35 protein-coding genes and 1 pseudogene are annotated in these 23426 nt (G+C 64.6%); 26 read left to right on the top strand and 10 right to left on the bottom strand.

Annotated features, from left to right (window positions below):
- Positions 1 to 2 precede the first annotated feature (2 nt).
- The 10 genes from P3W75_RS29035 to P3W75_RS28990 all read right to left on the bottom strand — a co-directional run bounded on the left by P3W75_RS29035 (position 3) and on the right by P3W75_RS28990 (position 5414).
- Positions 3 to 761: a cell division protein FtsK gene (locus tag P3W75_RS29035; RefSeq protein ID WP_276230775.1), complete on the bottom strand. Its 759-nt coding sequence runs from the start codon at positions 759 to 761 to the stop codon at positions 3 to 5.
- A 12-nt stretch (positions 762 to 773) separates the two neighbouring features.
- Entirely contained in the window at positions 774 to 974 is a 201-nt protein-coding gene (locus P3W75_RS29030; protein WP_276230774.1) for a hypothetical protein, read from the bottom strand.
- A gap of 6 nt (positions 975 to 980) precedes the next feature.
- Positions 981 to 1799, bottom strand: a complete 819-nt coding sequence (locus P3W75_RS29025; RefSeq protein WP_276230773.1) for a hypothetical protein — start codon at positions 1797 to 1799, stop codon at positions 981 to 983.
- A gap of 7 nt (positions 1800 to 1806) precedes the next feature.
- On the bottom strand, positions 1807 to 2613 hold the full coding sequence (locus P3W75_RS29020; RefSeq protein WP_276230772.1) for a RecB family exonuclease: 807 nt from the start codon (positions 2611 to 2613) through the stop codon (positions 1807 to 1809).
- Between the two features lie 6 nt (positions 2614 to 2619).
- Complete coding sequence (locus P3W75_RS29015) at positions 2620 to 2823, bottom strand: hypothetical protein (RefSeq protein ID WP_276230771.1); 204 nt, start codon at positions 2821 to 2823, stop codon at positions 2620 to 2622.
- Positions 2792 to 2956, bottom strand: a complete 165-nt coding sequence (locus P3W75_RS29010) for a hypothetical protein (RefSeq protein WP_276230770.1) — start codon at positions 2954 to 2956, stop codon at positions 2792 to 2794. Before P3W75_RS29010 ends, P3W75_RS29015 begins: the two co-directional genes overlap by 32 nt.
- A 22-nt stretch (positions 2957 to 2978) precedes the next feature.
- The gene (locus tag P3W75_RS29005; RefSeq protein ID WP_276230769.1) at positions 2979 to 3182 is read right to left on the bottom strand and encodes a hypothetical protein; all 204 of its coding nucleotides are present in this window, start codon (positions 3180 to 3182) and stop codon (positions 2979 to 2981) included.
- A 199-nt stretch (positions 3183 to 3381) separates the two neighbouring features.
- Entirely contained in the window at positions 3382 to 3858 is a 477-nt protein-coding gene (locus P3W75_RS29000; protein ID WP_276230768.1) for a hypothetical protein, read from the bottom strand.
- A 543-nt stretch (positions 3859 to 4401) separates the two neighbouring features.
- Positions 4402 to 4653 (bottom strand): DUF1654 domain-containing protein, encoded by a 252-nt coding sequence (locus tag P3W75_RS28995; RefSeq protein ID WP_276230767.1) that lies wholly within the window; start codon positions 4651 to 4653, stop codon positions 4402 to 4404.
- Between the two features lie 110 nt (positions 4654 to 4763).
- Positions 4764 to 5414, bottom strand: a complete 651-nt coding sequence (locus P3W75_RS28990; protein ID WP_276230766.1) for a LexA family protein — start codon at positions 5412 to 5414, stop codon at positions 4764 to 4766.
- A gap of 112 nt (positions 5415 to 5526) precedes the next feature.
- Here P3W75_RS28990 and P3W75_RS28985 point away from each other — a divergent pair, with 112 nt between their 5' ends.
- The 26 genes and pseudogenes from P3W75_RS28985 to P3W75_RS28860 all read left to right on the top strand — a co-directional run bounded on the left by P3W75_RS28985 (position 5527) and on the right by P3W75_RS28860 (position 23426).
- The gene (locus P3W75_RS28985) at positions 5527 to 5769 is read left to right on the top strand and encodes a helix-turn-helix transcriptional regulator (RefSeq protein ID WP_276230765.1); all 243 of its coding nucleotides are present in this window, start codon (positions 5527 to 5529) and stop codon (positions 5767 to 5769) included.
- Positions 5770 to 5771: 2 nt separating this feature from the next.
- Complete coding sequence (locus tag P3W75_RS28980; RefSeq protein WP_276230764.1) at positions 5772 to 6080, top strand: CII family transcriptional regulator; 309 nt, start codon at positions 5772 to 5774, stop codon at positions 6078 to 6080.
- 3 nt (positions 6081 to 6083) lie between these two features.
- Positions 6084 to 6839, top strand: a pseudogene (locus P3W75_RS31845) (DnaT-like ssDNA-binding domain-containing protein); the annotation flags it as partial.
- Between the two features lie 31 nt (positions 6840 to 6870).
- Positions 6871 to 7632 carry a hypothetical protein gene (locus P3W75_RS28970; RefSeq protein WP_276230786.1) on the top strand — a complete coding sequence of 254 codons (762 nt, stop codon included), beginning with the start codon at positions 6871 to 6873 and terminating at the stop codon, positions 7630 to 7632.
- A complete protein-coding gene (locus tag P3W75_RS28965) occupies positions 7622 to 7750 on the top strand; it encodes a hypothetical protein (RefSeq protein ID WP_276230763.1) in 129 nt (42 codons plus the stop codon). Before P3W75_RS28970 ends, P3W75_RS28965 begins: the two co-directional genes overlap by 11 nt.
- Complete coding sequence (locus tag P3W75_RS28960) at positions 7743 to 8198, top strand: RusA family crossover junction endodeoxyribonuclease (protein ID WP_276230762.1); 456 nt, start codon at positions 7743 to 7745, stop codon at positions 8196 to 8198. Before P3W75_RS28965 ends, P3W75_RS28960 begins: the two co-directional genes overlap by 8 nt.
- Positions 8199 to 8226: 28 nt before the next feature.
- On the top strand, positions 8227 to 9096 hold the full coding sequence (locus P3W75_RS28955; RefSeq protein ID WP_276230761.1) for a hypothetical protein: 870 nt from the start codon (positions 8227 to 8229) through the stop codon (positions 9094 to 9096).
- A 116-nt stretch (positions 9097 to 9212) separates the two neighbouring features.
- Positions 9213 to 9536 carry a peptidase M48, Ste24p gene (locus tag P3W75_RS28950; protein WP_276230760.1) on the top strand — a complete coding sequence of 108 codons (324 nt, stop codon included), beginning with the start codon at positions 9213 to 9215 and terminating at the stop codon, positions 9534 to 9536.
- Between the two features lie 2 nt (positions 9537 to 9538).
- A complete protein-coding gene (locus tag P3W75_RS28945; protein ID WP_276230759.1) occupies positions 9539 to 9838 on the top strand; it encodes a hypothetical protein in 300 nt (99 codons plus the stop codon).
- Between the two features lie 12 nt (positions 9839 to 9850).
- Positions 9851 to 10408, top strand: a complete 558-nt coding sequence (locus P3W75_RS28940; protein WP_276230758.1) for a terminase small subunit — start codon at positions 9851 to 9853, stop codon at positions 10406 to 10408.
- On the top strand, positions 10408 to 12003 hold the full coding sequence (locus tag P3W75_RS28935; protein ID WP_276230757.1) for a hypothetical protein: 1596 nt from the start codon (positions 10408 to 10410) through the stop codon (positions 12001 to 12003). The genes P3W75_RS28940 and P3W75_RS28935 overlap by 1 nt, the downstream gene beginning before the upstream one ends.
- On the top strand, positions 12003 to 13475 hold the full coding sequence (locus P3W75_RS28930) for a DUF1073 domain-containing protein (RefSeq protein WP_276230756.1): 1473 nt from the start codon (positions 12003 to 12005) through the stop codon (positions 13473 to 13475). Before P3W75_RS28935 ends, P3W75_RS28930 begins: the two co-directional genes overlap by 1 nt.
- Entirely contained in the window at positions 13414 to 14148 is a 735-nt protein-coding gene (locus P3W75_RS28925; protein ID WP_276230755.1) for a phage minor head protein, read from the top strand. The genes P3W75_RS28930 and P3W75_RS28925 overlap by 62 nt, the downstream gene beginning before the upstream one ends.
- A gap of 37 nt (positions 14149 to 14185) precedes the next feature.
- Entirely contained in the window at positions 14186 to 15460 is a 1275-nt protein-coding gene (locus tag P3W75_RS28920; protein WP_276230785.1) for a DUF2213 domain-containing protein, read from the top strand.
- A 10-nt stretch (positions 15461 to 15470) separates the two neighbouring features.
- The gene (locus P3W75_RS28915) at positions 15471 to 15965 is read left to right on the top strand and encodes a structural cement protein Gp24 (protein WP_276230754.1); all 495 of its coding nucleotides are present in this window, start codon (positions 15471 to 15473) and stop codon (positions 15963 to 15965) included.
- A gap of 13 nt (positions 15966 to 15978) precedes the next feature.
- Positions 15979 to 16977, top strand: coding sequence for a DUF2184 domain-containing protein (locus P3W75_RS28910; protein WP_276230753.1), 999 nt, complete (start codon positions 15979 to 15981; stop codon positions 16975 to 16977).
- A 12-nt stretch (positions 16978 to 16989) separates the two neighbouring features.
- Positions 16990 to 17250 carry an STY1053 family phage-associated protein gene (locus P3W75_RS28905; protein ID WP_276230752.1) on the top strand — a complete coding sequence of 87 codons (261 nt, stop codon included), beginning with the start codon at positions 16990 to 16992 and terminating at the stop codon, positions 17248 to 17250.
- A gap of 3 nt (positions 17251 to 17253) precedes the next feature.
- On the top strand, positions 17254 to 17637 hold the full coding sequence (locus P3W75_RS28900; RefSeq protein WP_276230751.1) for a DUF4054 domain-containing protein: 384 nt from the start codon (positions 17254 to 17256) through the stop codon (positions 17635 to 17637).
- Complete coding sequence (locus tag P3W75_RS28895; RefSeq protein WP_276230750.1) at positions 17634 to 18203, top strand: hypothetical protein; 570 nt, start codon at positions 17634 to 17636, stop codon at positions 18201 to 18203. The genes P3W75_RS28900 and P3W75_RS28895 overlap by 4 nt, the downstream gene beginning before the upstream one ends.
- A 4-nt stretch (positions 18204 to 18207) precedes the next feature.
- Positions 18208 to 18582, top strand: a complete 375-nt coding sequence (locus P3W75_RS28890; RefSeq protein ID WP_276230749.1) for a hypothetical protein — start codon at positions 18208 to 18210, stop codon at positions 18580 to 18582.
- Between the two features lie 3 nt (positions 18583 to 18585).
- A complete protein-coding gene (locus P3W75_RS28885) occupies positions 18586 to 19137 on the top strand; it encodes a phage neck terminator protein (RefSeq protein ID WP_276230748.1) in 552 nt (183 codons plus the stop codon).
- Positions 19138 to 19154: 17 nt separating this feature from the next.
- A complete protein-coding gene (locus P3W75_RS28880) occupies positions 19155 to 20636 on the top strand; it encodes a DUF3383 domain-containing protein (protein WP_276230747.1) in 1482 nt (493 codons plus the stop codon).
- 14 nt (positions 20637 to 20650) lie between these two features.
- Positions 20651 to 21091, top strand: coding sequence for a phage structural protein (locus tag P3W75_RS28875; RefSeq protein WP_276230746.1), 441 nt, complete (start codon positions 20651 to 20653; stop codon positions 21089 to 21091).
- Complete coding sequence (locus tag P3W75_RS28870) at positions 21091 to 21531, top strand: phage tail assembly chaperone (RefSeq protein ID WP_276230745.1); 441 nt, start codon at positions 21091 to 21093, stop codon at positions 21529 to 21531. Before P3W75_RS28875 ends, P3W75_RS28870 begins: the two co-directional genes overlap by 1 nt.
- A 68-nt stretch (positions 21532 to 21599) precedes the next feature.
- Positions 21600 to 21725, top strand: coding sequence for a DUF6889 family protein (locus P3W75_RS28865; protein WP_267462687.1), 126 nt, complete (start codon positions 21600 to 21602; stop codon positions 21723 to 21725).
- Positions 21726 to 23426: a phage tail tip lysozyme gene (locus P3W75_RS28860; RefSeq protein WP_276230744.1), complete on the top strand. Its 1701-nt coding sequence runs from the start codon at positions 21726 to 21728 to the stop codon at positions 23424 to 23426. It abuts the gene before it with no gap.

Here is a 23426-nt window from a genome sequence, read left to right as displayed (position 1 = left end):
GCTCACTCCAGGTCGAGGGCGATGTCCCCCGGCTTCTTGATGACGCGATAGGTGTTCAGCTCGCGGGATTCCTCGTTCTCCTGTTCCAGCTCGATGACGCCCTGGTCCAGCAGCTGGAGAACGACGCGCTCGGCTTCCTCAGTGGTGAGGGCGAAACGCGATTGCAGCCACGCGGCGTCGAAGATGTCCTTCTTGGTGGCAACGCCGATGGCGATCTCGCCGAGGGTATGGCCGGCGAAGCGCTCGACGGTGAGCTTCGGCAGGTCCTCGAACTGGGCGTCTTCTGCATCTTCGTGCTCACCGTCGCCCCAGGCGCCCGGGTCTTCCATGTCGTGGTCACCGCCATTGAGGTCGAGCGGTGCCTGGTCGGGATCGGCTTGGACGTCCTTCATGCCGCCCAAGAACTCCGCGGCGCCGCCGATGATCAGCAGGCAGTCCTCGTTCACGGCATCCAGCAGGTCGTGCTTGTTCGGGCTGGAGTGGTTCACCACGATCACGGCCTTCATCTTGTCCTTGGCCGCGATGGATTCGAGCTTGCCGTAGACCGTTTCGCGCTCGGCGCCGGCGATGGTGTGCACCGCGATGGTGGCGGCGTTGCGTACCTGCTGCTCCAGGCGGTTGATCACGTCGGTCTGCTTGGCTTCGGAGAGCTTCTGCCAAACGTCGGGCATGATCCGGATTTCCTGAATCAGTCCCTGCAGCAGGCTCTTGCCGAGCGTGTCGGCGGTCATTTGGAGAAAGGCGGCGTTGTTCTGGCTCATGGGCTGGCATTCCTACTGGTTGGCGATGCGGTCGAGGATTTCGTGCTGGGAGTCGCTGAGGAACATGCGCGCGCCGTAGCGCTGGAAGTTGGCGCGCATGTCGGCGGCGAACTGCTCTTCCCAGTCATTTCGGGTGTTGAGCTCAGCAGCACCGAGGAGCGTGGTGAACTCCTCGATGCGGTCGAATTGCTCTTCGAGGGTTTGGCTGGGCATGGCCGGTTACTCGAAGTTGAGGCCTTCGTCGTCACCTGCGGGCTGCTGCTTGGTGGCGGGCTCCCGCTCGGCGGCTTTCTTGATCTCGCCGCTGACGGTGTCGATTACCTCAGTCGGTTCATGCTCTAGCGCGGCCTGCGCGGGAGGGTCGCCGGCCTCTTGCTCTTGCTGCCGGCGCAGGGCGTCGAGATCAACCGAGAAAGAGCCGTCGACGTCGCGCCGGGCGTCGATGACGTCCTGCAGCTCCTCGGAGGTTTGCAGGCCCATGCCCAGGTCCGGCGCGTAGGCGCGCTGCCAGAAGGCGGCGGATCGGTAGATGAACATCTGGTCTTCCATGGTCTTCCACTTACTGCCGGCCTTGGAGGCCCAGCCTTCGGCGTTGACCATCTTCCAGGTGACCCAGACGCCGTCGAGGCGCTCGCCCGTGGCCTTCTCGATCGCCCAGGCCCGGCAGCCGTAGTCCGGCTCCCCCGGCTTGCCCTTCCACTCGTAGCGGAGCGAGGTGTAGCGGCCGCAGGTGTTCACCGTGGCGATCAGGAACTTGCTCGACCAGCCCGGCGTGCCGTGCACGACGTACAGGTTCTGCATGACCATCAGCGGGTTGGCGCCGATGCGCTGGGCCATGTCGAGCGCGATCATGCAGTTCGGCAGGTTGCCCTGATACTGCTTGGGCACCAGGTCGGACTGGCTGAAGGCCTTGGCGATGCGCTGCATCAGCTCGAAGCCCTCCATGTTGAAGAAGGACATGGCGACGGGCGCCTGTTCGCGCTGGCGCGGCGCCGCGGCGCTGGTCTGCAGCTTGTCGAGGGTGGTGGTCTGGCTCATGGTTTCCTCATTCGTGGTAGGGGCACGTCCGCCAGCGGGGGCAGTACTTCGCGCTGCAGAGCGGGCTTTGGGGGTTCGGGGGGAAAAGGCCGGTGCGGAACATGTCCGCCGCGAAATCGATCAGACCGCGGTGCTCAGCAGTTCCGACCATCACGTCGCGAGCGCCGACGATCTCGCCGACGGCCGCCTCGGGCTTGCCCTTGGTCTTCAGGCCGATGATCTCGGCCGGTGCGGTGATGGGGTCGCCGATGGTGTGCTCGTAGAGCAGCTCGTAGGTGCCGATCTGCGGCTTGTGGCCCTTGGTCTTGGCCACGCCCTGGCTCACCGCCGCGCCGCCGGTCTTCACGTCGGCGATGCCGATGCCGTGGGAGTCGCGCTTGATGCGGGCCCGGTCGAGCTGTCCGGTCAGGCGCACGATGATTCCGCCGCCGCAGTCGATCTCTAGCGGCTTGGTCGTCAGCTCGACGGCCACGAAGTCGTAATGCGGGCTGATGTCGTTGCAGTACTTCGTGTGCAGGGCCAGGCCGGTGGCTTCGGCCTCCCGCATGGAGAGATCGGCGCCGCGCCAGTCCACCTCGAACTCCGGCTGCTGCAGCGTGTGCACCAGCAATTCCGAGGCATCGTAGGCACTGATCGGCTCGCCATTCACCCGGGCGGCGTCGAAGGCGGCCGTGCTGGCGTGGATTGCGGTACCCAGCAGCGCGCGGGGCGAGGAAGGGCTGCGGATGTCCAGCAGGTGAATGCCCTGCCACTTGAAGGCGCAGTCGAAAAGGGCGCCCCAGGACGAGGCGCGCACCGTGGTGACGGAGGTCATGGGGCCTCACTTGGCGGCTACGGCCGCCGCGCGGGAGCCATTGCGCCGGAAGCGCAGCACGCAGAGCTCGCCGCAGATGTTGGTGAAGATGGGGTTGCGGTAGCCATGACGTTCGGCGAGTTCGATGGCCTGGCGGATGCTCCGGCCGGCGAACTCCTCGATCTCGGCGACCTGGTCGTCAATGAGTGACGCGACGGGGCGGGTGGTCATGCTCGACTCCTCCAATGCACTTCTCGATGTTGGCCTGGCGCAGCTCGGCGTGGCGCTGGCGGACGGCATCCGCCCCTTCACGGGTCAGCTGCAGCTCTTGGTCGGTGGTGATGTCGCCTTGGGCGTAGGCCATCTGGATCATTCCGATGAGCACTTCATCGTTCGGGTAGATCGACCTCGACTGCCGGTCTATCTCGTGCCTGATCAGCTTCCAGGCGCGCTCCGTCCTGCTCGTCATCGCTGCAGTCCTCGTCGTCGTGGTCGGGGCCGCCCCAGAGAGGGTCGGTGGCGTTGTCCCAGGCGGCCTGGGCGTTGGCGAACGCCCGGCGGTTCCGGCGTTCGCGATGGTTCGTGAACATGGCTGGTCCTCGGTGTCGCCGGCATGCGGCAGCACACGGCCGCCACGGGTGTCTGCCGGTGGGCGCCGTGGGCATGTGCTGTCGGATGCGGGCGGAAAAAGAACCCGGGCGAAGCCGGGCGAAGGATGGGGGTCTGATGCTTTCGCATCCCGCTGCCGCCTAGACGAAGCGGCAGAAGTGATGCTTTGAAATGAATGAATTACTGAATAAGCACTCTGCGGACTGGGCGGACGCGGAGCTCGAGGATCTTGACGCCGCTGAGCTGGTTGCCATCGGTGAAGTACACGAGGAAGGCGAGGTCGGCGGAGCGCTGCGTGCTGGTCCAATACCACTCGCTTTCGTCCAGGTCGGTCAGGTAGTCCTGCTGCTTGGCGAACATCATCTGGTGCGATTCGAGCGCGGAGGGGATGAAGGCATCCAGCGCCAGAACCTTGGCAGCCAGTTCGCCGCCCGCTTCAGCCATGGCGCGAGTGTTCGCCTCGCCGTCGCCGTGGTTGGTCTCGATGCTCTTTCCGTACTTGCCCCATTCGCCTTCGATTTCCGCATCGGCGCCGAGAGCTACCAGGGCGTATTCGGAATCGCCGTACCACTGACGGGCGAAGAAGGTGCCGCCGGCCAGAGGTTGGCCGATGGCCGGGAGGTCGGCGGCGAGGATGGTTTGTTGGGCGTTGCTCATGATCGGTGCTCCGGTGTGGGGTGACTTCCCAATGCGCCCTGTCGCCAAGGCGCATCAGTGAAATCGGTGTTGCTCCGCGTTCGCCTACTGGGCTTCTACAACCCGCGGGTGGTGCGTCTGGTGTCGGCGCCGGGTTACTCGCCACCCGGCCGGGCATTCCTGCTCACTGTTCCTGCTGTGCCGGTGGAGCACCTTCGTCTCAGGCAATCCGGCAGGGAGCGTTGCAGCGCGCCTCGGTGGTTGCTGGCTCCAGTCGCACCAGCAGGTCGAGACGGCCCGGTATCCAGAGCCAGGCGTGGGCGGGTTCTCCCGCGATAGCAGTCGGTTTTGCCTCCGTCGCTCAGGCCGGTGTCGACGCCTGTCGGGACTGCGGAGGGATCGGCGTTGTTAAAGAGCGCGGCTCGGTGGCCTGGCCAGCGGTGTGTTGCTCGGCGTAATTCAAAAATACAAAACGTATTCGTCATGGTCAATACGAATCGTATTTTATTTTTCTGCAAGCATGAAAAAGCCCGCTCAAGGCGGGCTCTGTTTGTTGAGGTGTGGCTACCAGTCGGCGCTGTGGTGGGGCCAGGTGAGCTCAATGGTTCCGTCAGGCAGCTTGACGATCGTCAGCGTGGACTCCGACTCCAGGTCATCGAGGAGCTGCCGCCAGGCGTCTTCGGATTCCTCGGGGAGACGCTCAATGACTGCCCGGCGCTCGAGCTGGACGCGCGGACTCTGCATCTGCCGCTGGATGCGGCGAGCCAGGATTTCGTAGGGAGTGGTGACGGGGACGGACTGCGATTTGCGGGCCATACGGCTCTCCTTTGCTGTATGGATATACAGTATTTCGAGAGCTGGCCATTTGCAAGCGGGCAAAGAAAAGCCCGGCGCTTGGCCGGGCTTCATGGGCGTCTCATCTGCGTCTAGAGCACGCCGCGCGGCGCCTTCGAGTCGATGACGCGCCCGATCACGTCCCAGGCTTCATCCATCTCCACCTGGCGGAAGTCCTTGTTCAGCGGTACTAGGTACTCGCGGCCGCCGTCGTAGATGTACTGCTTGAAGGTGGTCTCGCCGTCTCGGTGACGGGCGATGTAGAACTTGCCGCTGACCAGGTCGAAGCCCTCGGGCCTTATCAGGATCGGTGTTCCTTCTGGGAAGCTCGGCGACGTGGTCGACGTCATGGACGGGCCTTTCACGATCAGCCAGTAACCGTGCGGGCCGGCGTTCTCTGTCGACGGCAGCCATTCCTCTGCAACACCAGGCACGAAGTTGTCGGGTGAGTCGGCGCGCTCGCCGGCTGCTACCCAGCTGATCACCGGGTAGGTCATCGGCGCGCGGGAGGGCTGCAGCGCCATCTCAACGTTTTGCAGGCGCTCGGACTGTGCCTGTATTCCCATCTCAGAAAGCCCAACTGCGACGAGCATTGAGTTGATCTCGTCTAAGCCTGGTTTTCGCCTTCCGTTTAGCCAATGAGCTATGGCGCCTTGGGTAACCCCAATGCGCTCACCTAGTTGTGCCTGCGAAAGGCCCTGCTGCGCCATGGCACTGCGCACGGCCTGAATCCAATCCGTCATGGGCGAAATCGTACAGCCCGTATTAATCCGCGCAACGCACGCCATGTATTAATCCTTGCAAGCTTCAAATACGAAATGTATTTTTAAAAAAGACATCAACCGGAGGACCGCCATGAGCGCCTTGAAAGCCATCCGCAAGCAGGCGGGTGTAACCCAGACCCAGCTCGCCGAGCGCGTTGGCCTGACTCAGGCCGCAATCGGCCATTACGAGACAGGCCGCCGCAAGCCAGGCTTGAGCGAATGCCGTCGAATCGTGGCAGCGCTGAACGACCTTGGCGCCAAATGCACATTGGCTGAGGCGTTTCCCGAACCTGAAACACTGCAGGCGACCATGCCTGTTCAGCTGGCGTCCTGATCATGTCCACGACTCAATTGGACCAGGACCAGACGGTAAGAGCCCGCAAGAACTTCGCCGTTTTCATGCAGCGCCTTGCTTCGGTCGGCAACGCCCCGGTCGCAGTTGCGGTCGGTTGCGACGAGGCCACGATCAGCCGGATGAAGCCGGAGAAGTTCCAGCAGCTGTGCGAAATCCTCGCCGTGCTGGATCTGAAGGTTGTGCCCAAGGGCATGCGGTGCTTCGACGAACGCGACATCGAGGCGATTCTCTACCAGGCCAAGCGCTGGATGGATCACGTCCAGGGTGTTGACCAGCTCGTGGCCGACTGACGAATGCCGTCGTTCCTGATCTGCGACGCCGAGTGGGAGGCGCTCTTCGATGAGCCGCATCACCTGCTGAAGGTGTACTGCGCGATCCGCATGCACATGGACTACCGCACCGCCATTGCCGGCGAAGAGCGGCGCCTGAGCGAGCAGATGCTGATCGAGGTTCTGAGCATCCCGGCATCACCCGGGAGACCAGCACACAAGGCCACCCGCAAGGAAATCCGCTACGCCGTCGACGCCCTGGTGCGCCGCGGTCTCCTTGAGCCGATGGGCAGCATCGGCCCCTTCGTTTTCCACCTTCCGAAGGCAGAACGGGATAGCTCCGTCTCGGGGAGGTGGGGCCAGAGGTTCGTCCTAGGTGGGGCCAGACCTGGGGCCTTAGGTGGGGCCAACGAATTTCAGCCTGAAGCCGCGCAAATTCAGGCTTTCAGCGATGAAGGTGGCGTAGCTGTGGCCTTAGGTGGGGCCGGAGGTGTTCCCGAGGTGGGGCCAGAGGTGGGGCCTACATCCGGACTTCCTACCAAAGAACTTCCTACTCCTCTCCCGCGTGCGAGCCATGACCCGCCCGGACGCTTCCCGATGCACGACGGTTGGGTGCCGAGCCCCAGAGGCTGGCCGACGGCCCTCGCCAGGATCGGGATCGCGGACTACCGGCTGCAGAACGACGACCTACTCGAGTTCCGCAGTTACTGGGTCAACCGACCCGACAAAGCACAGTCGCAGGGCCAGTGGGAGCACCAGCTGGCCATGACCCTCAAGAAGAACCAACTCCGCGCAGCAGCAGGGAGAAGCCATGGAAACCAATCAGCCGAATACCCCCAAGGTGCCAGCGAGCGCCGGCGACCTGGCCAGCGTTCACTTTCTGCATGCGACCTCGTCGAACAAGCCATCGATGACCAGCGAGCAGAGCTCGCCACAGCCTGTCCAGCCCCTGGCTCTTCCGCTGCTGGAGAGCCTCTGGCGGACGATGGTGCAGACCTACGGCCACCGCTGGACGGCGAATTTTGGCGCAGTACCGAAGCCTGACCACGCTTGGGCGAAGCACCTAACCGGGCTGAACAGTCGTCAGCTGGCCAACGGCCTGGCGCTGCTGAGCACCCTGGAGAACGATGGTTGGCCACCGTCTGCGCCGGAGTTCCGATCGCTGTGCCTGCAGGTCCCCGGCCTGCCCAGCGACGACGAAGCCTGGGAGCAGGCCCTGCGGGGCAGCTACGCCCATGAGGCGGTCCGCATCGCCGCCAAGGCCACCGGAACCTGGGACCTGAAGCACGGCAAGCTGGGCGACAAGGCGCTGCGCAAGGTCTTCTCCCGGAACTACGCCATCGTGAAGGCCCGCGCCGCCATGGGTAAGCCGCTTGACGGGGAGATACCCAAGGCCATCGCCTTCGAGGAGAAGACCCCGATGCAGAGGCAGTTCGCCAAGGCCGACCAGGACGCACGCGATCTGATCGCCGCCCAGGGCCTGCCGACCGATGCCAAGCAGGCGCGCGAGCTGCTGCTGGCCAAGATGGGCCTGCTGCGCCGGAAAGCTCCGGAGGTGAGCCGTGACGCCTGACTTCACCGAAATCCTCGGTCTTGGCAGCCTCGGCCTGTACTTCATCCTGCGCGGCAATCCGTTCGGCGTGAGCCTGTGCCTGGTGCTGGCGGTGTTCCTGGGAGGCATCCATGGCTGATCTGCGCCCGGTGAGCTTCACGGTCCCCGGCGAGCCGGTGGGGAAGGGCAGGCCGAAGACCTCTGCCCGCGTTTCCGGTGGAAAGGTCTTCACGCGCCACTACACGCCGGAGAAGACCGTCAACTACGAGGCCGTCATCGCGCTGCATGCCGGGATGGCCATGGCCAGGCGCGCGCTGCTCGAAGGTCCGGTGCTGGTGGAAATGGACATCGCCCTGAGCATCCCTCAATCCATGTCGAAAAAGCGGAAGACCCAGGCGCTGGCCGGGCAGCTGTACCCCACCAAGAAGCCGGACATGGACAACGTGATCAAGGCGATCTACGACGGCCTGAACGGTGTCGTCTGGAAGGACGACGTCCAAGTCGTGAAGGCGATGGTGGGGAAACGCTACGGCGAAACGCCGGGCGTACGGGTGAAAGTCGTCCCTCTCATCGAGGGCGAGCAGTGACTACGGGAAACTACAGGGGAGGGGCGGTATGAAACTCATCAGCGCACGGCAGGCGTGGCACGACGCGTTCTACGAGAGCCGGAGCTCAGTGCTGGCGGTGGCGGCCGACAAGGCAGCGTTGGGCAAGAAGGGCCGGGTGGCCAACGAGACTCACCCCGACCGTAAGGACACCAACGGCAAGAGCGCCCACATGCTGGCCGCAGGCTTGGTGCAGGCAGCCATCCGCACGCTGGCGAAGCCTCTGCAGCACTTCGGGCACACGTTGTACTCGCCGTTGGCCACTGGCGACGACGTGGCGATCGCTCACGGCCTGGTGTGGATCGGCGCTGGCCTTGGCCAGCTCACGCAGCGCCAGGGCGAGCGCGCCTACTGGATGGCACTGGCGGCGATCAACTCCCACAAGCGGGCCGTGAATGGCCGTGACACGCTGGCGCCGGGTGAGGTCTGCCTGTTCATCGAGGAGCGGCTCGGCTGCCGGGTCGACCCCTGCAACTGGTCGCGCGACTATGCAGCCACCTGGGAGCGGCTGGCGCGGCACGTCGACCGGCTCGATGCCCAGGCGCTGAAGCCTGTCGCCGACGTGGTGGCGAATGAACAGGGCTGGCGCAAGGGGCCGGGCTGGCGCTGGTTGCAGGAGGATCGCGACGTTGTCGCCGAGCAGCGCGCCGAGCTGTATGCCCAGCGCCGCGACCAGTTGCAGGAGCGCCTGGCCGAGCGCCTGCGCGGGATGTCCAATCAGCAGCTGGCGGCCTGGGCTGCACGGATGAAGCGCTACGGCGACGCTTATCGTGCCGAGTGGGCCGACGACGTTTACGAGCAACCGGACGTGCACCAGCGCTACCACGACCGGGTGGCGGCCTACTGGAGCCAGAAGGAGCGTCTGAAACAGGTTGCTTGACGATTTGAAGAGCAATCCGATACTGTTTCGCCATCGTGCACAACTACACCCCGCACGAAACAATCATCGAAACCCGGCCATCGCGCCGGGTTTTTTGTTTTCAGCCGGAGGACCAGATGGAACCCACGACCTCCATCGGTATTGGCGCGCTGTTTGCCAAGTACAGCGTGACCATCGCCGGGTTCTGGGGCTCCATCCTCTCGCTCGGCTTTCTGAAGGACCTGACCCGTCTGCAGGCCGCCCTGGCGGTTTTCACTGGCCTCGGGTGCTCGACCTACTGGACCCAGCCTGTCGCTGGCTGGCTCTCCCGGACCTACGTCATCCCCCTGGATGACTCCTTCCTCGCCGGCGTCGCGTTCACCATCGGCCTGCTGGCCATGAACGTGATTCCCGGCATGAAAGCCTTTGCGGAGCGCTTCCTGACGCCCCGAGGTGCCTGACCATGATGAACTCGATCCTCATGGGCTTGGACGCCGTGCTGTGCATTCTGGTGGTACTGGCCGCGCTGGAGTTCCTGCGCTCGGTCCACCTGTTCGAGCATCCAATCCTGAGCCTGTCGTTCTACCTGGTCGCCATCGGGGCGTTCGGCTTGCTGCTGGAGCTGGCAAAAGGCTACTGGGGCAGCCCTTGGGCTGTGGTGCTTCACCTGGGCGTCGTCACCTACGCCTGGTCGCGCCGGAAGCAGATATTCCGGCAGGACTGGCGATGGGATGGCGTCGACCGGCGCCACCAGCACCGATAAGAGAGATTCCCCATGGCGCTCACCAACAAGCAGCGCCGCTTCGTCGAGGAGTACCTCGTCGACCTCAACGCGACGCAAGCAGCGATCCGCGCAGGGTACAGCGAGCGGCGCGCCTCCGAGATTGGCTCGCAGAACTTGCGCAAGCCTGAAATCGCTGCCGCTATCCAGGAGGCGATGCAAGCGCGTGCAAGCCGTACCGAGATCGACGCGGACTACGTGCTGCGCCGGATGGTCGAGATCGACCAGATGGACGTTCTGGACATCATGTCGGACGAGATGCAGCTGAAGCCCGTCAGCCAGTGGCCCAAGGTCTGGCGCCAGTACCTGAGCGGCTTCGACCTGGCTGAGATGTTCGAGGGCCGCGGCGACGACCGCGAAATGGTCGGTCTGCTGAAGAAGATCAAGTGGCCGGACAAGGTGAAGAACCTGGAACTGCTGGGCCGGCACTTCGGCATGTTCACGGATAACGTGGCGGTAAGCGGCAAGGGCGGCGGCCCCATCCAAACAGTGACCACGGTCACCGATCCGCAGGAGGCCGCGAAGATCTACCAGCAGCTGATGAGTTCCTGATGCCTATCCCGTTCCCCTTCGACTTCCGCCAGCCGGACTACGTCGAGGTGTTCGAGTGGAGGGCGGAGCGTCTGCTGCGGATTCGGCGCGACCCCAGCGTATTGCCGGCGCTGAAGCTGTTCTATCGGGACAACCCAGCCCAGTTCATCATCGACTGGGGCATGACCTTCGATCCGCGCAACGTCGAGCGCGGGCTGCCGGCGATGATCCCCTTCCTGCTGTTCCCCAAGCAGGAGGAGTGGGTCGAATGGTTCATGGCGCGCTGGAAGGCGCAGGAGCCAGGGATCACCGAGAAGACCCGTGACATGGGCATGTCCTGGCTCACCGTCGGCCTGGCCGATACGGTTTGCCTGTTTCACCACGGCGTGGTGGTCGGCTTCGGCTCCCGCAAAGAGGAATACGTCGACAAGATCGGCTCACCCAAGAGCCTGTTCTGGAAGGCGCGCGAGTTCATGCGCCTGCTGCCGACGGAGTTCCGCGGGGGCTGGGAAGCCGGCAAGCACGCCCCTCACATGCGCATCATGTTCCCGGGTACCGACTCGGTAATCACCGGCGAGTCCGGCGACGGCATCGGCCGGGGCGACCGCTCAAGCTTCTACATCGTGGACGAGTCGGCATTCCTTGAACGCCCGCAGCTCGTCGACGCATCGCTGTCGGCCACCACCAACTGCCGGCAGGACATCTCCACGCCGAACGGCATGGGCAACTCCTTCGCCCAGCGCCGGCACAGCGGCAAGATCAAGGTCTTCACGTTCCACTGGCGGGATGACCCGCGCAAGGACGAGGCCTGGTACGCCAAGCAGGTGAACGACCTGGACCCCGTCGTCGTGGCCCAGGAGATCGACATCAACTACTCGGCGTCTGTCGAGGGTGTCGTGATCCCTTCCGCCTGGGTACAGGCAGCTATCGGCGCCCACATCAAGCTCGGCGTAGAGCCGACCGGCATGCGTCGGGGCGCCATGGACGTCGCGGACGAGGGCGCGGACAAGAACGCCTTCGCTGGACGCCACGGGTTCCTGCTGGACTTCCTCGAATCGTGGTCCGGCAAGGGCGGGGACATCTACGGCTCGGTGGTTCGTGGCTTCGCTATCTGCGAGGCGCGGGACTACGAGGGCTTCGACTACGACGCCGACGGCCTTGGCGCCGGCGTGCGCGGCGATGCCAGGGTGATCAACGAAGCCCGGCACGAGGAAGGCAAGCGCCGCATCGACGACTCGCCCTTCCGCGGCTCCGGCCCCGTCTTCGACCCAGAGGGCGAGATGGTGAAGGAGCGGAAGAACAAGGACTTCTTCGCGAACGCCAAGGCCCAGGCCTGGTGGGCGCTCCGCATGCGGTTCCAGGCGACCTATCGAGCCGTGGTCGAGGGCATGGACTTCGACCCCGACGACATCATCAGTATCGATCCGGACCTGTCGGAGCTGGCGCCGCTGACGATGGAGCTCTCCCAGCCGACCTACACGATCAACCAGGTGGGCAAGATCGTGATCGACAAGGCCCCCGAGGGCACGAAATCGCCGAACCTCGCTGACGCAGTGATGATCTGCTACCAGCCGGCAACCCGAGCATTGGACATCTGGAACAGGCTGGCAGGCTGATGAGCAAGAAGAACGCACGGCAACAGCAGCGCCTGGCAGCCAGGGTGACCCACGACACCGACCGGGCGCGCAAGTCGTTCATCACCCGCGACAGCTTCGAGAACTTCGCCGCGCGCGTGGGCTTACAGGCCAACAACCAGAACGCCGCCGCTCACTACACCTTCGACCTGGTCAGCCGCAACCGCGTGCAGATGGAGGCGGTCTACCGCTCCAGCTGGATCGCCGGTATGGCGGTCGACCTGGTGGCGCAGGACATGACCAGATCCGGCATTGAGCTGGTGTCGGACATGGAGCCAGAGGACAAGGACAAGCTGAACCAGGCACTGGAGCGCCAGCAGGTCTGGAACCAGCTGTGTGACAACGTGAAGTGGTCGCGCCTCTACGGTGGCTCGATCGCCGTGATGCTGATCGACGGCCAGGATGTCAGCACCCCGTTGAGGCTGGATACCATCAGCAAAGGCCAGTTCAAGGGCCTGCTGGTGCTCGATCGCTGGCTGGTGCAGCCATCGCTGGAGAACCTGGTCACTGAGTTTGGCCCAAACCTGGGCAAGCCGAAGTTCTACACCGTCGTGGCAGACGCCCAGGCGCTGATCAATCAGCGCATCCACTACAGTCGCGTGATCCGCCTGGAAGGCGTGCAGCTCCCGTACTGGCAGCGCATCGCCGAGAACGGCTGGGGCCAGTCAGTGCTGGAGCGGCTGTGGGATCGCCTGATCGCATTCGACAGCACCAGCTCGGGCGCCGCGCAGCTCGTTTACAAGGCGCACCTGCGCACCTACAAGGTCGAGAAGCTCCGCGAGATCATCGCGATGGGTGGCAAGACCTTCGAGGCCTTCGTCAAGCAGATGGAGATGATCCGTCTGTACCAGTCGAATGAGGGGCTCACCCTCATGGATGCGTCGGACGAGTTCGAGGCGCACCAGTACAGCTTCTCCGGCCTGGCCGAGCTGATGCTCAGCTTCGGCGAGCAGATATCCGGCGCGCTGCAGATTCCGCTGGTTCGCCTTTTCGGCCAGTCCCCTGGCGGCCTGAACAGCTCGGGCGACAGCGACCTCCGCACCTACTACGACAACGTGGCGGCCTGGCAGGACCGAGACCTTCGCCCGGGCGTCACCACGCTGCTGCAGGTGATCTCGCTGTCGGTGCTCGGCAAGCCAATGCCTGACGGCTGGGATTTCCAGTTCCGCCCGCTCTGGCAGCTCACCGACACAGAGAAGGCTGACATCGGCAGCAAGGACACCTCGTCGATCGTCGAGGCCTACGACGCGGGGATCATCAGCCGAGCGACAGCGCTGAAGGAAATGCGCCAGTCCAGCCAGACCACCGGCCTCTGGTCGAACATCACCGACGAGGACATCAAGGAGGCGGAGAACGACCCGCCACCTGGTGCCGAAGACCTGGACCCTCCCGATGCGAACGATCGACCGGAAGAAAAACCGGAACCCGGTCAGGGCCAGCCGGGCGGAGCGTGAGTACCAGCGCAGCCTGACTCAGGTGGCCCGGCAGGTCGGCGCGATCATCAATGGCTTCCCGCCGGGTGATCCCGCCGCCGATCCGACCATCAGCCAGATCCTGCGCCGGTACGCGGACACGCTGAACGACTGGGCCATCGCCACGGGCGGCCGGATGATCGCCGACGTGAACCAGCAGGATCGCAAGGCCTGGGCTGCGCGCACCGAGGAGATGGCCAAGGCGCTGCGGGACGAGATTCTCAATGCTGACACCGGAGCCACCATGCGCGGGCTTCTCGCCGAACAGGTCACGCTGATCAAGAGCATCCCGCTCGACGCCGCCAAGCGAGTGCACGAGCTGACCGTGCAGGGGATCGAGGACGCCACCAGGGCGAACGAGATCGCCAAGGAGATTCAGCGCTCCGGAGAGGTGGCCACGAGCCGCGCGCAGCTGATCGCCCGCACCGAGGTGTCGCGCACCGCCGCGACGCTAACTGAGGCTCGGGCCAAGGCGACCGGTAGCGAGGGCTACATCTGGCGCACCGCCCACGACGGCACGGTGCGCAGCTCGCACAAGGACATGGAAGGGAAGTTCGTGCCCTGGTCCACGCCGCCGAACCTGGACAAGCTCACCGGCCACGCCGGATGCCTGCCGAACTGCAGGTGTTGGCCGGAGCCCGTAATCCCCGAATGACAGCCGCCACCTGGCGGCTTTTTTGTGAGTGCACGCCATGCAGGTAAGGACGCAAGACGATGCCGGCCGCTGGTTCACGCCCGAGACCCTGAGTGCTCGCCAGCGGATGACGCCGGAAGGGTTTCTGCTTTGCGAGGCGGTTCCCATCGCCCGCACTGGCACGCTGATCTACGACGAGAGCGAAATCCCCGTCGAGGGCGGACCGGGCGGCCTGGTGACCATTGAGCGCAACGCCGACGAGGTGTTCCGGCCCGAGACGATGGCCAGCTTCGAGGGGAAGCCGGTCACGCTCTCGCACCCCGACGACTTCGTGACCCCCTCGAACTGGCGGCAACTCAGTGTTGGCATCGTCCAGAACGTTCGGCGCGGTACCGACATTGAGTCGGACCTGATGCTGGCGGACCTGCTCATCACGGATGCAGCGGCTATCGCAGAAGTACGCGGTGGCTTGCGGCAAGTGTCCTGCGGCTACGACGCGGACTACGAACAGCTGGCCCCCGGTCGAGGGCGTCAGACCAATATCGTGGGTAACCACACAGCCCTTGTACCGCGTGGCCGTTGTGGCCCGCGCTGCGCAATCGGAGACTCCGACACCATGAGCAAGACCAAGAAACGCAGCTTCGCCGATCGCCTGCGCGCGGCCTTCATGTCCAAGGACGCCGAGGCAGCCGAAGAGCTGGCCCAGGAAGCCGAAACCGCCGACGAGGAAGAGGAGGAAGAGGGCAAAGAGAAGGCCAAGACCGGCGACTCCGCGACCCTCGACGCCATCCTCAAGGAAGTGCGCGCGCTCTCCGGCCGTGTTGGCGACATGGAAGCCCAGCTTGAAGAGCAGACCAACGACGAGGATGAAGAGGAGTCCGAAGAGACCACCGACGACGTCCTCGAAGCCGAGAAGGCCAAGGAAAACCCCGAAGCCGGTGGCGAAACCTACACCGGCGACAGCGCCGTGCTGACCGATCTGCGCTCCCGCGCGGAAATCCTCGTGCCGGGCATCACCTTCGGAACCCGCGACAGCAAGGTGAAGGTCGCCGACCACATCTGCAGTTGCCAGCGCCAGGCGCTGACCAAGGCCATGGCTACTGACGCCGGCAGGGCCGTGGTCGAGCCGTTCCTGTTCGGCCGCGCCCTGGACAAGCTCACCGCCGACCAGGTGGGCGCCGCCTTCAATGGCGCGAGCGAGCTGGCCAAGGTCCGCAACAACGACAAGGGCCTGCGCAGCGCCTCCGCTACCCGTGACTTCGGCAGGACCACCTCGATCGCCGAGATCAACGCCGCAAACCGCAAGCACTGGCAAGGCCAGGGCAACAACTGAGGACCACCCGATGAGCAACGCATTCCTGTACCGCATGCCGGCGGGCATTCCGGGTGATGTCACCCGTGCCAGCCAATCCACCATCGAGCCGGTATTCCTGAACCCGTCGCTGCCGTTCGCCGGCTTCGGCCTGTTCGGCAAGATCGCCAGCGAGAAGTTCGTGCCGTTCGGCTCGGGCGACGTTGCCGGAGCCGAGTACGGCCTGCTGGTTCGTCCCTATCCGATCACCGGCGGCTCCGGTTCCGACCCGCTCGGCACCTCTACTCCGCCCACCAAGGGCATCGCCGATGTTCTGCGCCGCGGTTACATGACCGTGAAGCTGAACGCCGGCACCGCCGCGAAAGACGGTCAGGTCTACGTTCGCGTCGCCGCCGCTGCGGCCGGCAAGCCGATCGGTGGCATCGAGGCCGCGGCCGACTCGACCAACACCGTGGCGATCACCACCGCCACCTTCATGGGCCCGGCGGATGCCTCCGGCAACGTCGAAATCGCCTACAACATCTGACGGAGATAGCTCGATGAGCAACCTGATCCTGCCGCGCGCTATCAAACGCGCTGCCACCCGCGATGGCCTGATGACTTTCGATGCGGCCACCATCGACTCGACCGGCGTGTTCCTGATCGGCGAACTGGAGCGACTGGACCAGACCCTGCACGGCCCGCTGGCGTCCGTGACCTGGTCGCGCGACATCATGTTGCGCGAGGACGTTTCCATCGCCGACGAGCTGTCCAGCTTCACCAACAGCACCTTCGCCGCTGTGGGCGGTACCAGCCCCAACGGCAAGGCCTGGATCGGCAAGGACTCCAGCGCGATCGCCAGCCTGGCGCTGGACATCGGCAAGACCGCCAAGCCGCTGCCGCTCTGGGGCATGGAGCTGTCCTGGACCCTCCCGGAACTGGCTTCCGCCCAGCAGCTGGGCCGCCCGGTCGACTCCCAGAAGTACTCCGGCATGCAGCTGAAGTACAACATGGACATCGACGAGCAGGTCTACATCGGCGACACCGACCTCGGCGAGACCGGCCTGGTGAACAACGCTTCCGTGGTCAACGTCAGCAACGCCGTTACCGGCAACTGGGCAACCGCCACTCCGGCGCAAATCCTGGCCGACGTGAACGACCTGCTGAACAGCGTGTGGGCCGCCTCGGGCTTCGCCATCTGCCCTGGCGAGCTGCGCCTCGACCCGGTCAACTACAGCCGCCTGGTGAGCCGCATCGTCTCCGATGCCGGCAACATCTCGGTGCTGGAGTTCCTGCGCGTCAACAGCCTGTCGAACTCCATCAACGGCCGGCCGCTGAACATCCAGCCGCTGAAGTGGCTGACCAATCGCGGCACCAGCAACACCAACCGCATGATGGCGTACACCAACGAGCAGGACCGCGTCCGCTTCCCGCTGGTACCGCTGCAACGCACCCCGCTCGAGTACCGCGGTATCCGCCAGATCACCACCTACTACGGCCGCCTTGGCGTGGTAGAAGTGGTCTACCCGGAAACCATCGGCTACCGCGACGGCATCTGAGGAGCACGCACCATGGCATGGTTGAATGTTCTGAAAGGGTTCAAGCTGAACCTCGCTGATGGCGTCAAGGAGTTCGAGGCAGGCCTGCAGGAGATCGAGGACGAGCTGGCGAAGCACTGGTTTGTGCAGGCGCACAGTGAGACCCTGACTGCCAAGCAGGCCAAGGCTCTGCAGGCTGCTTCTACCGCTGAACAGCATGCTCCGGAGACGGAACCTGCTGCTGAACCTGAAACCCCGGCCGCGCCGGCGACCGAAGCCCCCGCCGAGAGCTGATCCATGGATGCTGCCAAGTTCCGCCAGGACTTCCCCGAGTTCGCCGATGTCGCGAAATACCCCGACTATGCGGTGAATCTCTGGCTGGACTTGGCCAGCAAGACGCTTCCAGCTGACCGCTGGTGCGATTACCTGGACATCGGCATGGAGTTGTTCGCGGCTCACAACCTGGCGCTTGCCGCCGGCAACCAGGCTACGGCCGCGGTTGGCGGTGCGCCCGGGCAGGTGAAGGGGCCTCTGACCAACAAGGCAGTCGACAAGGTCAGCGCCGGCTACGACAGCGGCGCAGCGGCCCTCGAGGACGGCGGCTTCTTCAACCTAACCACCTACGGCATCCAGTTCCTGCAGCTCGCCCGCATGATCGGCTCTGGAGGAATCCAGCTGTGACGATGAAGGTGACGAAGGACAACGTCGGCGAAGTGCTGGCTGCTATCCAGCGCCTTGTCGGACAGGAAGTCTTGGTCGGCATCCCAGCCAACCAGGCAGAGCGCAGCGATGAAGAGCCGAGCCCCATGAACAACGCCCAGTTGGGCTACGTTCACGAAAACGGGTCGCCGGCGCAGAACATCCCGGCGCGACCATTTCTCATCCCTGGAGTGGAAGACACCCAGGAGAGCATCACGAGCCACCTGCAGAAGGCGGCCAGCGCGGCCATGAATGGCGACAACACCAAGGTGCAGGCGGAGCTGAACGCCGCCGGCCTGATTGCCTCATCTGGCGCGCGCAACAAGATCACCACCGGCGAATTCGAACCACTTGCGCCTGCAACCGTCCGCAATCGGCGGAAAAGCCGCAGCACGAAGTCGATGCGCGCAGCCGAGAAGAAGTACCTGGAGCTGATTGCCAATGGCGCCACGCCAGAGCAGGCCCAGGCAGAGGCCGGAATCCGGCCGCTGATCAACACCGGTCAGTTGCGTAACTCGCTCACCTACGTCATCCGCAAGAAGGAATAGCTCAATGGCCCAGCTCGACGTCACTGAAATCCTGCTCGATCCGGATTTCATGGACACGGGGCTGGTTTGTAAACGCTCCACCCAGACGATCGGCGACAACGGCCGCGCGACAAATGTCGTGACCTCAACGCCATTCTCTGGCGTGGTCACCAGCGACAAGGGCGACATCCTGGAGCGGATCGCAGGCGGCGAGCGCAAGAAGGGCTCCATCACCATCCACACGATGTTCCGGCTCACCGCCGGCAGTGGCGAGGACAGCATCTCCGACGTCGTCACCTGGCAGGGACGCGACTACACCGTCGCCAACGTCAACGACTATAGCCACTTCGGCCGCGGCTTCGTGGCCGCCTCCTGCGATCTCCTACCCCTGGCGGGATAACCCATGGCAAACACCTCAGCAACCGGCGGGTACCTGACGCCGGCGGGCACCCCTACGCCCGCAGATGAGGCACTGGAGGACATCCTGCAACCGATGGTCGCCGGCATCACAGGGCTCCCAGGCAAGATGGTCCGTCCGCGCTGGCAGCCGGGGAACCCGAAGCAGCCGGAGCCCAGCGTCGACTGGTGCGCTATCGGCGTGATGCACACCAAGCAGGACGCCAACCCTGCGATCGAGCACGACAGCGCCGGAGACGGTGCCGATCAGTACCAGCGCCACCAGGACGTGATCCTGTTGGCCACCTTCTATGGGCCCAATTCCCAGGCATACGGCCAGATGCTGAGCGATGGCATGTACGTCCCGCAGAACAGCGAGGCCCTGCGCGCGCAGAACCTGGCATTCGTTGAGGCCGGCGACCTGATCGCCGCACCCGACTTGCTCAACCAACAGTGGGTCCGTCGCTACGACCTGCGCATCCGGCTGCGCCGGAAGATCGAACGCACCTACCCGGTGCTCAACATCCTGTCCGCTGATACCCCCGTCATCACCGGCTGACTCCATCGGAGAACTCAATGCAAACTCTCGCCGTTTCGGACGTGGTGAGCGTCCAGATCGTCATGTCTCCCACGGCGGCTGCCACCCGAGACTTCGGCGCGCTGCTGATCCTGGGCTCTTCGCCGGTGATCGACGTCACCGAACGCATCCGGCAGTACTCGAACCTGGATGGCGTCGTGTCCGACTTCGGCACTACCGCTCCCGAATACCTGGCTGCGAACCTCTACTACAGCCAGTCACCGCAACCGGAAGCGCTGTTCGTGGGCCGCTGGGCCAAGACCGCCACGTCAGCGCTGCTGAAAGGCGGAGCACTGTCGGAGGCTCAGCAGGCGCTGGCGAACTTCACCGCAGTCACCGCCGGCGGCATGAAGATCACCATCGATGGGACCCTCAAGTCGCTTACCGCGATCGACCTGTCGGCGGTGACCAACCTGAACGGCGTGGCTTCGGCGGTGACCGCCAAGTTGGGTGCCTCGGGCGTCTGCGTCTGGAACGCGTCCTTCGATCGCTTCGAGATCACCAGCAGCACGACCGGCGCGACCTCGACCATCACCTATGCCGAGGCGCCTACCTCTGGCACCGACATCTCCGCGCTGCTCGGCCTGGTCACCGGCGTGGCCTCGGCGCCGGTCAATGGCGTTGCCGCCGAGTCCTTGGTCGACGCCGTTGCAGACATCGCCGGCATGTCCAACGCCTGGTACGGCCTGATGGTCGCCGATTCCACCCTCAGCGAGAGCGATGTGCTGTCCGTAGCATCCTTCATCGAGGGCACCGGCCAGTCGCGCATCTTCGGCTACACCACCCAGAACCCGCTGGCTCTGGATGGCACCAGCACCACCGACATCGTGGCGAAGCTCAAGGCGGCGAACTACAAGCGCACCTTCGATCAGTTCTCCAGCAGCAGCCCGTATGCCGCGGCCTCGATCTTCGGCCGTGCGTTCTCGGTGAACTTCCAGGGCAACAACACGACCATCACCCTGAAGTTCAAGCAGGAGCCCGGCGTTACCGCCGAGGGCCTGAACGAGACCCAGGCCGCCGCGCTGAAGTCGAAGAACTGCAACGTCTTCGTCAACTACAGCAACGACACCGCCATCATCCAGGAAGGCGTGATGGCCAACGGGTACTTCTTCGACGAGGTGCACGGCCTCGACTGGCTGCAGGATGACCTGCAGACCGCCGTCTTCAACCTGCTCTACACCAGCACCACCAAGATTCCGCAGACCGACCAGGGCATCAACCGGATCGTCACCACGATCTGCCAGCGCCTGGACCAAGCCGTCGCGAACGGCCTGGTGGCGCCCGGTCAATGGAACGGTCCGGAGTTCGGCGCGCTGAAGACCGGGCAGTACCTCAGCACCGGCTACTACGTCTATGCGTCGCCTGTGTCCTCGCAATCCCAGGCAGACCGCGAGGCCCGCAAGGCCCCGGTAATTCAGGTAGCCGTCAAGTTGGCCGGCGCCGTCCACTTCGTCGACGTCATCGTCAACGTCAACCGCTGATCGGAGCGTCCTGAATGAGTACCTACAGCTTCCTCGATGTGAACGCGACCCTGGTCGGCGCCGGTGCTGTAATCGACCTGGGCGCCGGCGCGGCGACGGCCGAAGAGGGCATCTCGATCGCCGCCGCAGGCGACAAGAACACCATGATGATCGGCTCGGACGGCGAGGGCATGCACTCGCTGCATGCCGACAAGTCGGGCCAGGTCACCGTGCGCCTGCTCAAGACCTCCCCGAAGAACGCCCAGCTGATGGCGCTGTACGACGCCCAGTCGCTCAGCTCGTCGGCCTGGGGAAACAACGTCATCACCGTGACCCACTCGGTCAGCGGTGACGCCACCGTCGCCCGCTCCTGCGCCTTCAAGAAGCGCCCGGACCTGAACTACCGCAAGGACGGCGACATCGTCGAGTGGGTCTTCGACTCCACGAAAATTGACGGACTGTTGGGGACCTACTGATGGCTGAGTTCAACGTAGCGGGCCAGACCTACCGAACCGCCAAGATCGACGCGATGCGCCAGTTCCACCTGTCGCGCAAGATCGCGCCGGTGATTCCGGCGCTGATCCCGGTCTTCGCCAAGCTGGCCGAGAGTCAGAAGGCGGCCGGCGTGAAGCCGCTGAGCGGCGACCTGGCCGGAATGGCCGCGATGTTCGAGCCGTTCGCCGAGGCGATCGCCGCCATGTCGGACGAGTCGGCGGAGTACGTGATGGGCACGTGCCTGTCCGTGGTCCAGCGGCAGCAGGGCACCACCTGGGCGCCGGTCTGGAACGAGCGGCAGAAGGTGCTGATGTTCGACGACATCGACAGCGGCGTGATGCTGCAACTGGCAGCTTTCGTCGTCCGTGAGTCCCTTGGCCCTTTTTTGGCCGGACTCCTGTCGACCTCGGCGCAGGGGTAGGCACGGCGGTCGAACTGGCCAAGCTGCCAGACGGCCTGGACTGGCTCCTGCTGCCAGTCGCCGAGGGGATGTGCAAATACGAATCCCTGCTCGACGGGACGCTGGACCTCGCGGACGTCGCGCTGATGAATGACTGCCTGCTGGTGCGCGCAGAGAACAAGGCGCGCCTGCGCGCGGCAATGGAGCCCAAGTAAATGGCCGAATCCTCCGTCATCAAGGAGTTCTTGGTCGGCCTGGGCTTCAAGGTCGACGAGAAGGGCTTGAAGACCTTCACCGGAACCATCGACGGCGCCACCACCGCGGTAACCCGCCTGGTGACCACGCTGGCCGGTGCTTCGCTGACCATCGCCGCCGGTGTTTCGGCCTTCGCTTCCAACCTGGAGAGCCTGTACTTCGCTTCCCAGCGCATCGGCGCGTCGGCCAACAGCATCAAGGCGGCGGAGTATGCTGCGCGGGACTTCGGCACCACCGCCGGAGAACTGCGCGGATCGCTGGAGGGCATAGCCCGCTTCCTGCGCGACAACCCAGGCGGCGAGGGCTTCCTGCAAAGCCTGGGCGTCGAGACCCGTGACGTCTACGGCAACATCAAGGACACCGCCGACCTGCTGACCGGTCTCGGTCAGCGGCTGCGGAACATGCCGTGGTACCAGGCGCGTCAGTACGCCTCGGTGCTCGGCGTCGACGAGAACACCCTGCGCGCCATTATCAATGGCGACTTCGCCCGCAAGGTCGAGCAGAACCGCCAGACGCTGTCGCGATCCGGCCTCGACCAGGCCACGAAAGACGCGCACCAGTTCATGGAGAGCCTGCGCGGTATCGGCCTGCAGTTCGAGACGCTCTCGGTACAGGTCCAGGCGCAGCTGATGCACCGGCTGGGGCCTGATCTGGAGCGCTTCTCCGACTGGTTCGAGAAGAACGGCCCGATGATCGCCTCGCGCATCGTCGACGTCACTGAAAAGCTGATCCAACTGGCGCAGGACTCCGGCCCCTACCTGCAGAGCATCTACGAGTTCTTCGTGAAGCTCGACGAGGCCACCGATGGCTGGAGCACCAAGATCATCGTCTTGCTCGGCCTGATGAAGGCCCTGGGCCTGACCTCTGTGGTCAGCGGCATCCTTAACCTCGCGGCGGCGTTCGTTCGACTCGGGACTGGCATCACTGGGGCTTCGGCTGCAGCGGCCGGCGCCGGTGCGCTGTCGACCCTGGCTGTAGGCCTTGGGGCTGCGGTGTATTCGTCATCGCTCAACGAGGGCGAGGACGAAGAGGTGCGCCGCATCCGCCGCGAGCGCGGCATGCCGGAGCAGGAACAGGCGACCCCACAACTCGACGCGGCAGCCAATGCCTGGCGCATCTTGCAGGGGGTGGACAAGGACAAGTCCACCTTCGCCATGGACTTCTTCAAGGCGCAGGGCTGGACCGATGCGCAGGCCGCCGGCCTGGTGGCAAACCTCTCCGCCGAGAGCAACCTCGATCCGAGCGCCACGGGCGACTGGGGAAGAGCCAAGGGCATCGGCCAGTGGCACTGGGATCGGCAGCAGGCATTCAAGGACTGGGCAGGGTTCAGCATCCATGACCAGCGCGCCGACCTGACGAAGCAGCTGGAGTTTGTTCAGCATGAGCTGACGCAGGGGGCCGAGCAGAAGGCCGGAAGGCTGCTCCAGGCCTCCCAGAACGCCAGCGACGCCGGCGCCGTTGTGTCGCGCTACTACGAGCGCCCGGCGGCAGCCGATGCCGAAGCAGCAAAGCGCGGAGCCATGGCCATGCAGCTGGACCAGAAGACCGAAATCCATGTGCATGGCAGCGGCGATGCCAACTCGACAGCCCAGGCCGTCGCCGGCGCCCAGGGCCGGGTGAACCAGGAGCTCGTCCGCAACATGACCTCAGCGGTGAACTGA

The sequence above is a fragment of the Pseudomonas citronellolis genome (assembly GCF_029335315.1).
Taxonomy (GTDB): Bacteria; Pseudomonadota; Gammaproteobacteria; order Pseudomonadales; family Pseudomonadaceae; genus Pseudomonas; species Pseudomonas citronellolis_A.
Note: the sequence above shows the minus strand (reverse complement) of the source record. Positions and strands in the feature narration are given on the sequence as shown.

What these genes read in the sequence shown, in the direction of transcription:
- P3W75_RS28990 (WP_276230766.1), bottom strand. Translation starts at nt 5,414, where the DNA reads ATGACGGATTGGATTCAGGCCGTGCGCAGTGCCATGGCGCAGCAGGGC.
- P3W75_RS28935 (WP_276230757.1), top strand. Translation starts at nt 10,408, where the DNA reads ATGCCTATCCCGTTCCCCTTCGACTTCCGCCAGCCGGACTACGTCGAG.
- P3W75_RS28870 (WP_276230745.1), top strand. Translation starts at nt 21,091, where the DNA reads ATGGCTGAGTTCAACGTAGCGGGCCAGACCTACCGAACCGCCAAGATC.
- P3W75_RS29005 (WP_276230769.1), bottom strand. Translation starts at nt 3,182, where the DNA reads ATGTTCACGAACCATCGCGAACGCCGGAACCGCCGGGCGTTCGCCAAC.
- P3W75_RS28875 (WP_276230746.1), top strand. Translation starts at nt 20,651, where the DNA reads ATGAGTACCTACAGCTTCCTCGATGTGAACGCGACCCTGGTCGGCGCC.
- P3W75_RS28960 (WP_276230762.1), top strand. Translation starts at nt 7,743, where the DNA reads ATGGCTGATCTGCGCCCGGTGAGCTTCACGGTCCCCGGCGAGCCGGTG.
- P3W75_RS28865 (WP_267462687.1), top strand. Translation starts at nt 21,600, where the DNA reads ATGTGCAAATACGAATCCCTGCTCGACGGGACGCTGGACCTCGCGGAC.
- P3W75_RS29025 (WP_276230773.1), bottom strand. Translation starts at nt 1,799, where the DNA reads ATGAGCCAGACCACCACCCTCGACAAGCTGCAGACCAGCGCCGCGGCG.
- P3W75_RS28920 (WP_276230785.1), top strand. Translation starts at nt 14,186, where the DNA reads ATGCAGGTAAGGACGCAAGACGATGCCGGCCGCTGGTTCACGCCCGAG.
- P3W75_RS29015 (WP_276230771.1), bottom strand. Translation starts at nt 2,823, where the DNA reads ATGACCACCCGCCCCGTCGCGTCACTCATTGACGACCAGGTCGCCGAG.
- P3W75_RS28955 (WP_276230761.1), top strand. Translation starts at nt 8,227, where the DNA reads ATGAAACTCATCAGCGCACGGCAGGCGTGGCACGACGCGTTCTACGAG.
- P3W75_RS28995 (WP_276230767.1), bottom strand. Translation starts at nt 4,653, where the DNA reads ATGGCCCGCAAATCGCAGTCCGTCCCCGTCACCACTCCCTACGAAATC.
- P3W75_RS28950 (WP_276230760.1), top strand. Translation starts at nt 9,213, where the DNA reads ATGGAACCCACGACCTCCATCGGTATTGGCGCGCTGTTTGCCAAGTAC.
- P3W75_RS29020 (WP_276230772.1), bottom strand. Translation starts at nt 2,613, where the DNA reads ATGACCTCCGTCACCACGGTGCGCGCCTCGTCCTGGGGCGCCCTTTTC.
- P3W75_RS29030 (WP_276230774.1), bottom strand. Translation starts at nt 974, where the DNA reads ATGCCCAGCCAAACCCTCGAAGAGCAATTCGACCGCATCGAGGAGTTC.
- P3W75_RS28985 (WP_276230765.1), top strand. Translation starts at nt 5,527, where the DNA reads ATGAGCGCCTTGAAAGCCATCCGCAAGCAGGCGGGTGTAACCCAGACC.
- P3W75_RS29010 (WP_276230770.1), bottom strand. Translation starts at nt 2,956, where the DNA reads ATGGCCTACGCCCAAGGCGACATCACCACCGACCAAGAGCTGCAGCTG.
- P3W75_RS28900 (WP_276230751.1), top strand. Translation starts at nt 17,254, where the DNA reads ATGGATGCTGCCAAGTTCCGCCAGGACTTCCCCGAGTTCGCCGATGTC.
- P3W75_RS28905 (WP_276230752.1), top strand. Translation starts at nt 16,990, where the DNA reads ATGGCATGGTTGAATGTTCTGAAAGGGTTCAAGCTGAACCTCGCTGAT.
- P3W75_RS28945 (WP_276230759.1), top strand. Translation starts at nt 9,539, where the DNA reads ATGATGAACTCGATCCTCATGGGCTTGGACGCCGTGCTGTGCATTCTG.
- P3W75_RS28860 (WP_276230744.1), top strand. Translation starts at nt 21,726, where the DNA reads ATGGCCGAATCCTCCGTCATCAAGGAGTTCTTGGTCGGCCTGGGCTTC.
- P3W75_RS29035 (WP_276230775.1), bottom strand. Translation starts at nt 761, where the DNA reads ATGAGCCAGAACAACGCCGCCTTTCTCCAAATGACCGCCGACACGCTC.
- P3W75_RS28925 (WP_276230755.1), top strand. Translation starts at nt 13,414, where the DNA reads ATGCGAACGATCGACCGGAAGAAAAACCGGAACCCGGTCAGGGCCAGC.
- P3W75_RS28940 (WP_276230758.1), top strand. Translation starts at nt 9,851, where the DNA reads ATGGCGCTCACCAACAAGCAGCGCCGCTTCGTCGAGGAGTACCTCGTC.
- P3W75_RS29000 (WP_276230768.1), bottom strand. Translation starts at nt 3,858, where the DNA reads ATGAGCAACGCCCAACAAACCATCCTCGCCGCCGACCTCCCGGCCATC.
- P3W75_RS28930 (WP_276230756.1), top strand. Translation starts at nt 12,003, where the DNA reads ATGAGCAAGAAGAACGCACGGCAACAGCAGCGCCTGGCAGCCAGGGTG.
- P3W75_RS28890 (WP_276230749.1), top strand. Translation starts at nt 18,208, where the DNA reads ATGGCCCAGCTCGACGTCACTGAAATCCTGCTCGATCCGGATTTCATG.
- P3W75_RS28970 (WP_276230786.1), top strand. Translation starts at nt 6,871, where the DNA reads ATGGAAACCAATCAGCCGAATACCCCCAAGGTGCCAGCGAGCGCCGGC.
- P3W75_RS28910 (WP_276230753.1), top strand. Translation starts at nt 15,979, where the DNA reads ATGAGCAACCTGATCCTGCCGCGCGCTATCAAACGCGCTGCCACCCGC.
- P3W75_RS28880 (WP_276230747.1), top strand. Translation starts at nt 19,155, where the DNA reads ATGCAAACTCTCGCCGTTTCGGACGTGGTGAGCGTCCAGATCGTCATG.
- P3W75_RS28980 (WP_276230764.1), top strand. Translation starts at nt 5,772, where the DNA reads ATGTCCACGACTCAATTGGACCAGGACCAGACGGTAAGAGCCCGCAAG.
- P3W75_RS28885 (WP_276230748.1), top strand. Translation starts at nt 18,586, where the DNA reads ATGGCAAACACCTCAGCAACCGGCGGGTACCTGACGCCGGCGGGCACC.
- P3W75_RS28915 (WP_276230754.1), top strand. Translation starts at nt 15,471, where the DNA reads ATGAGCAACGCATTCCTGTACCGCATGCCGGCGGGCATTCCGGGTGAT.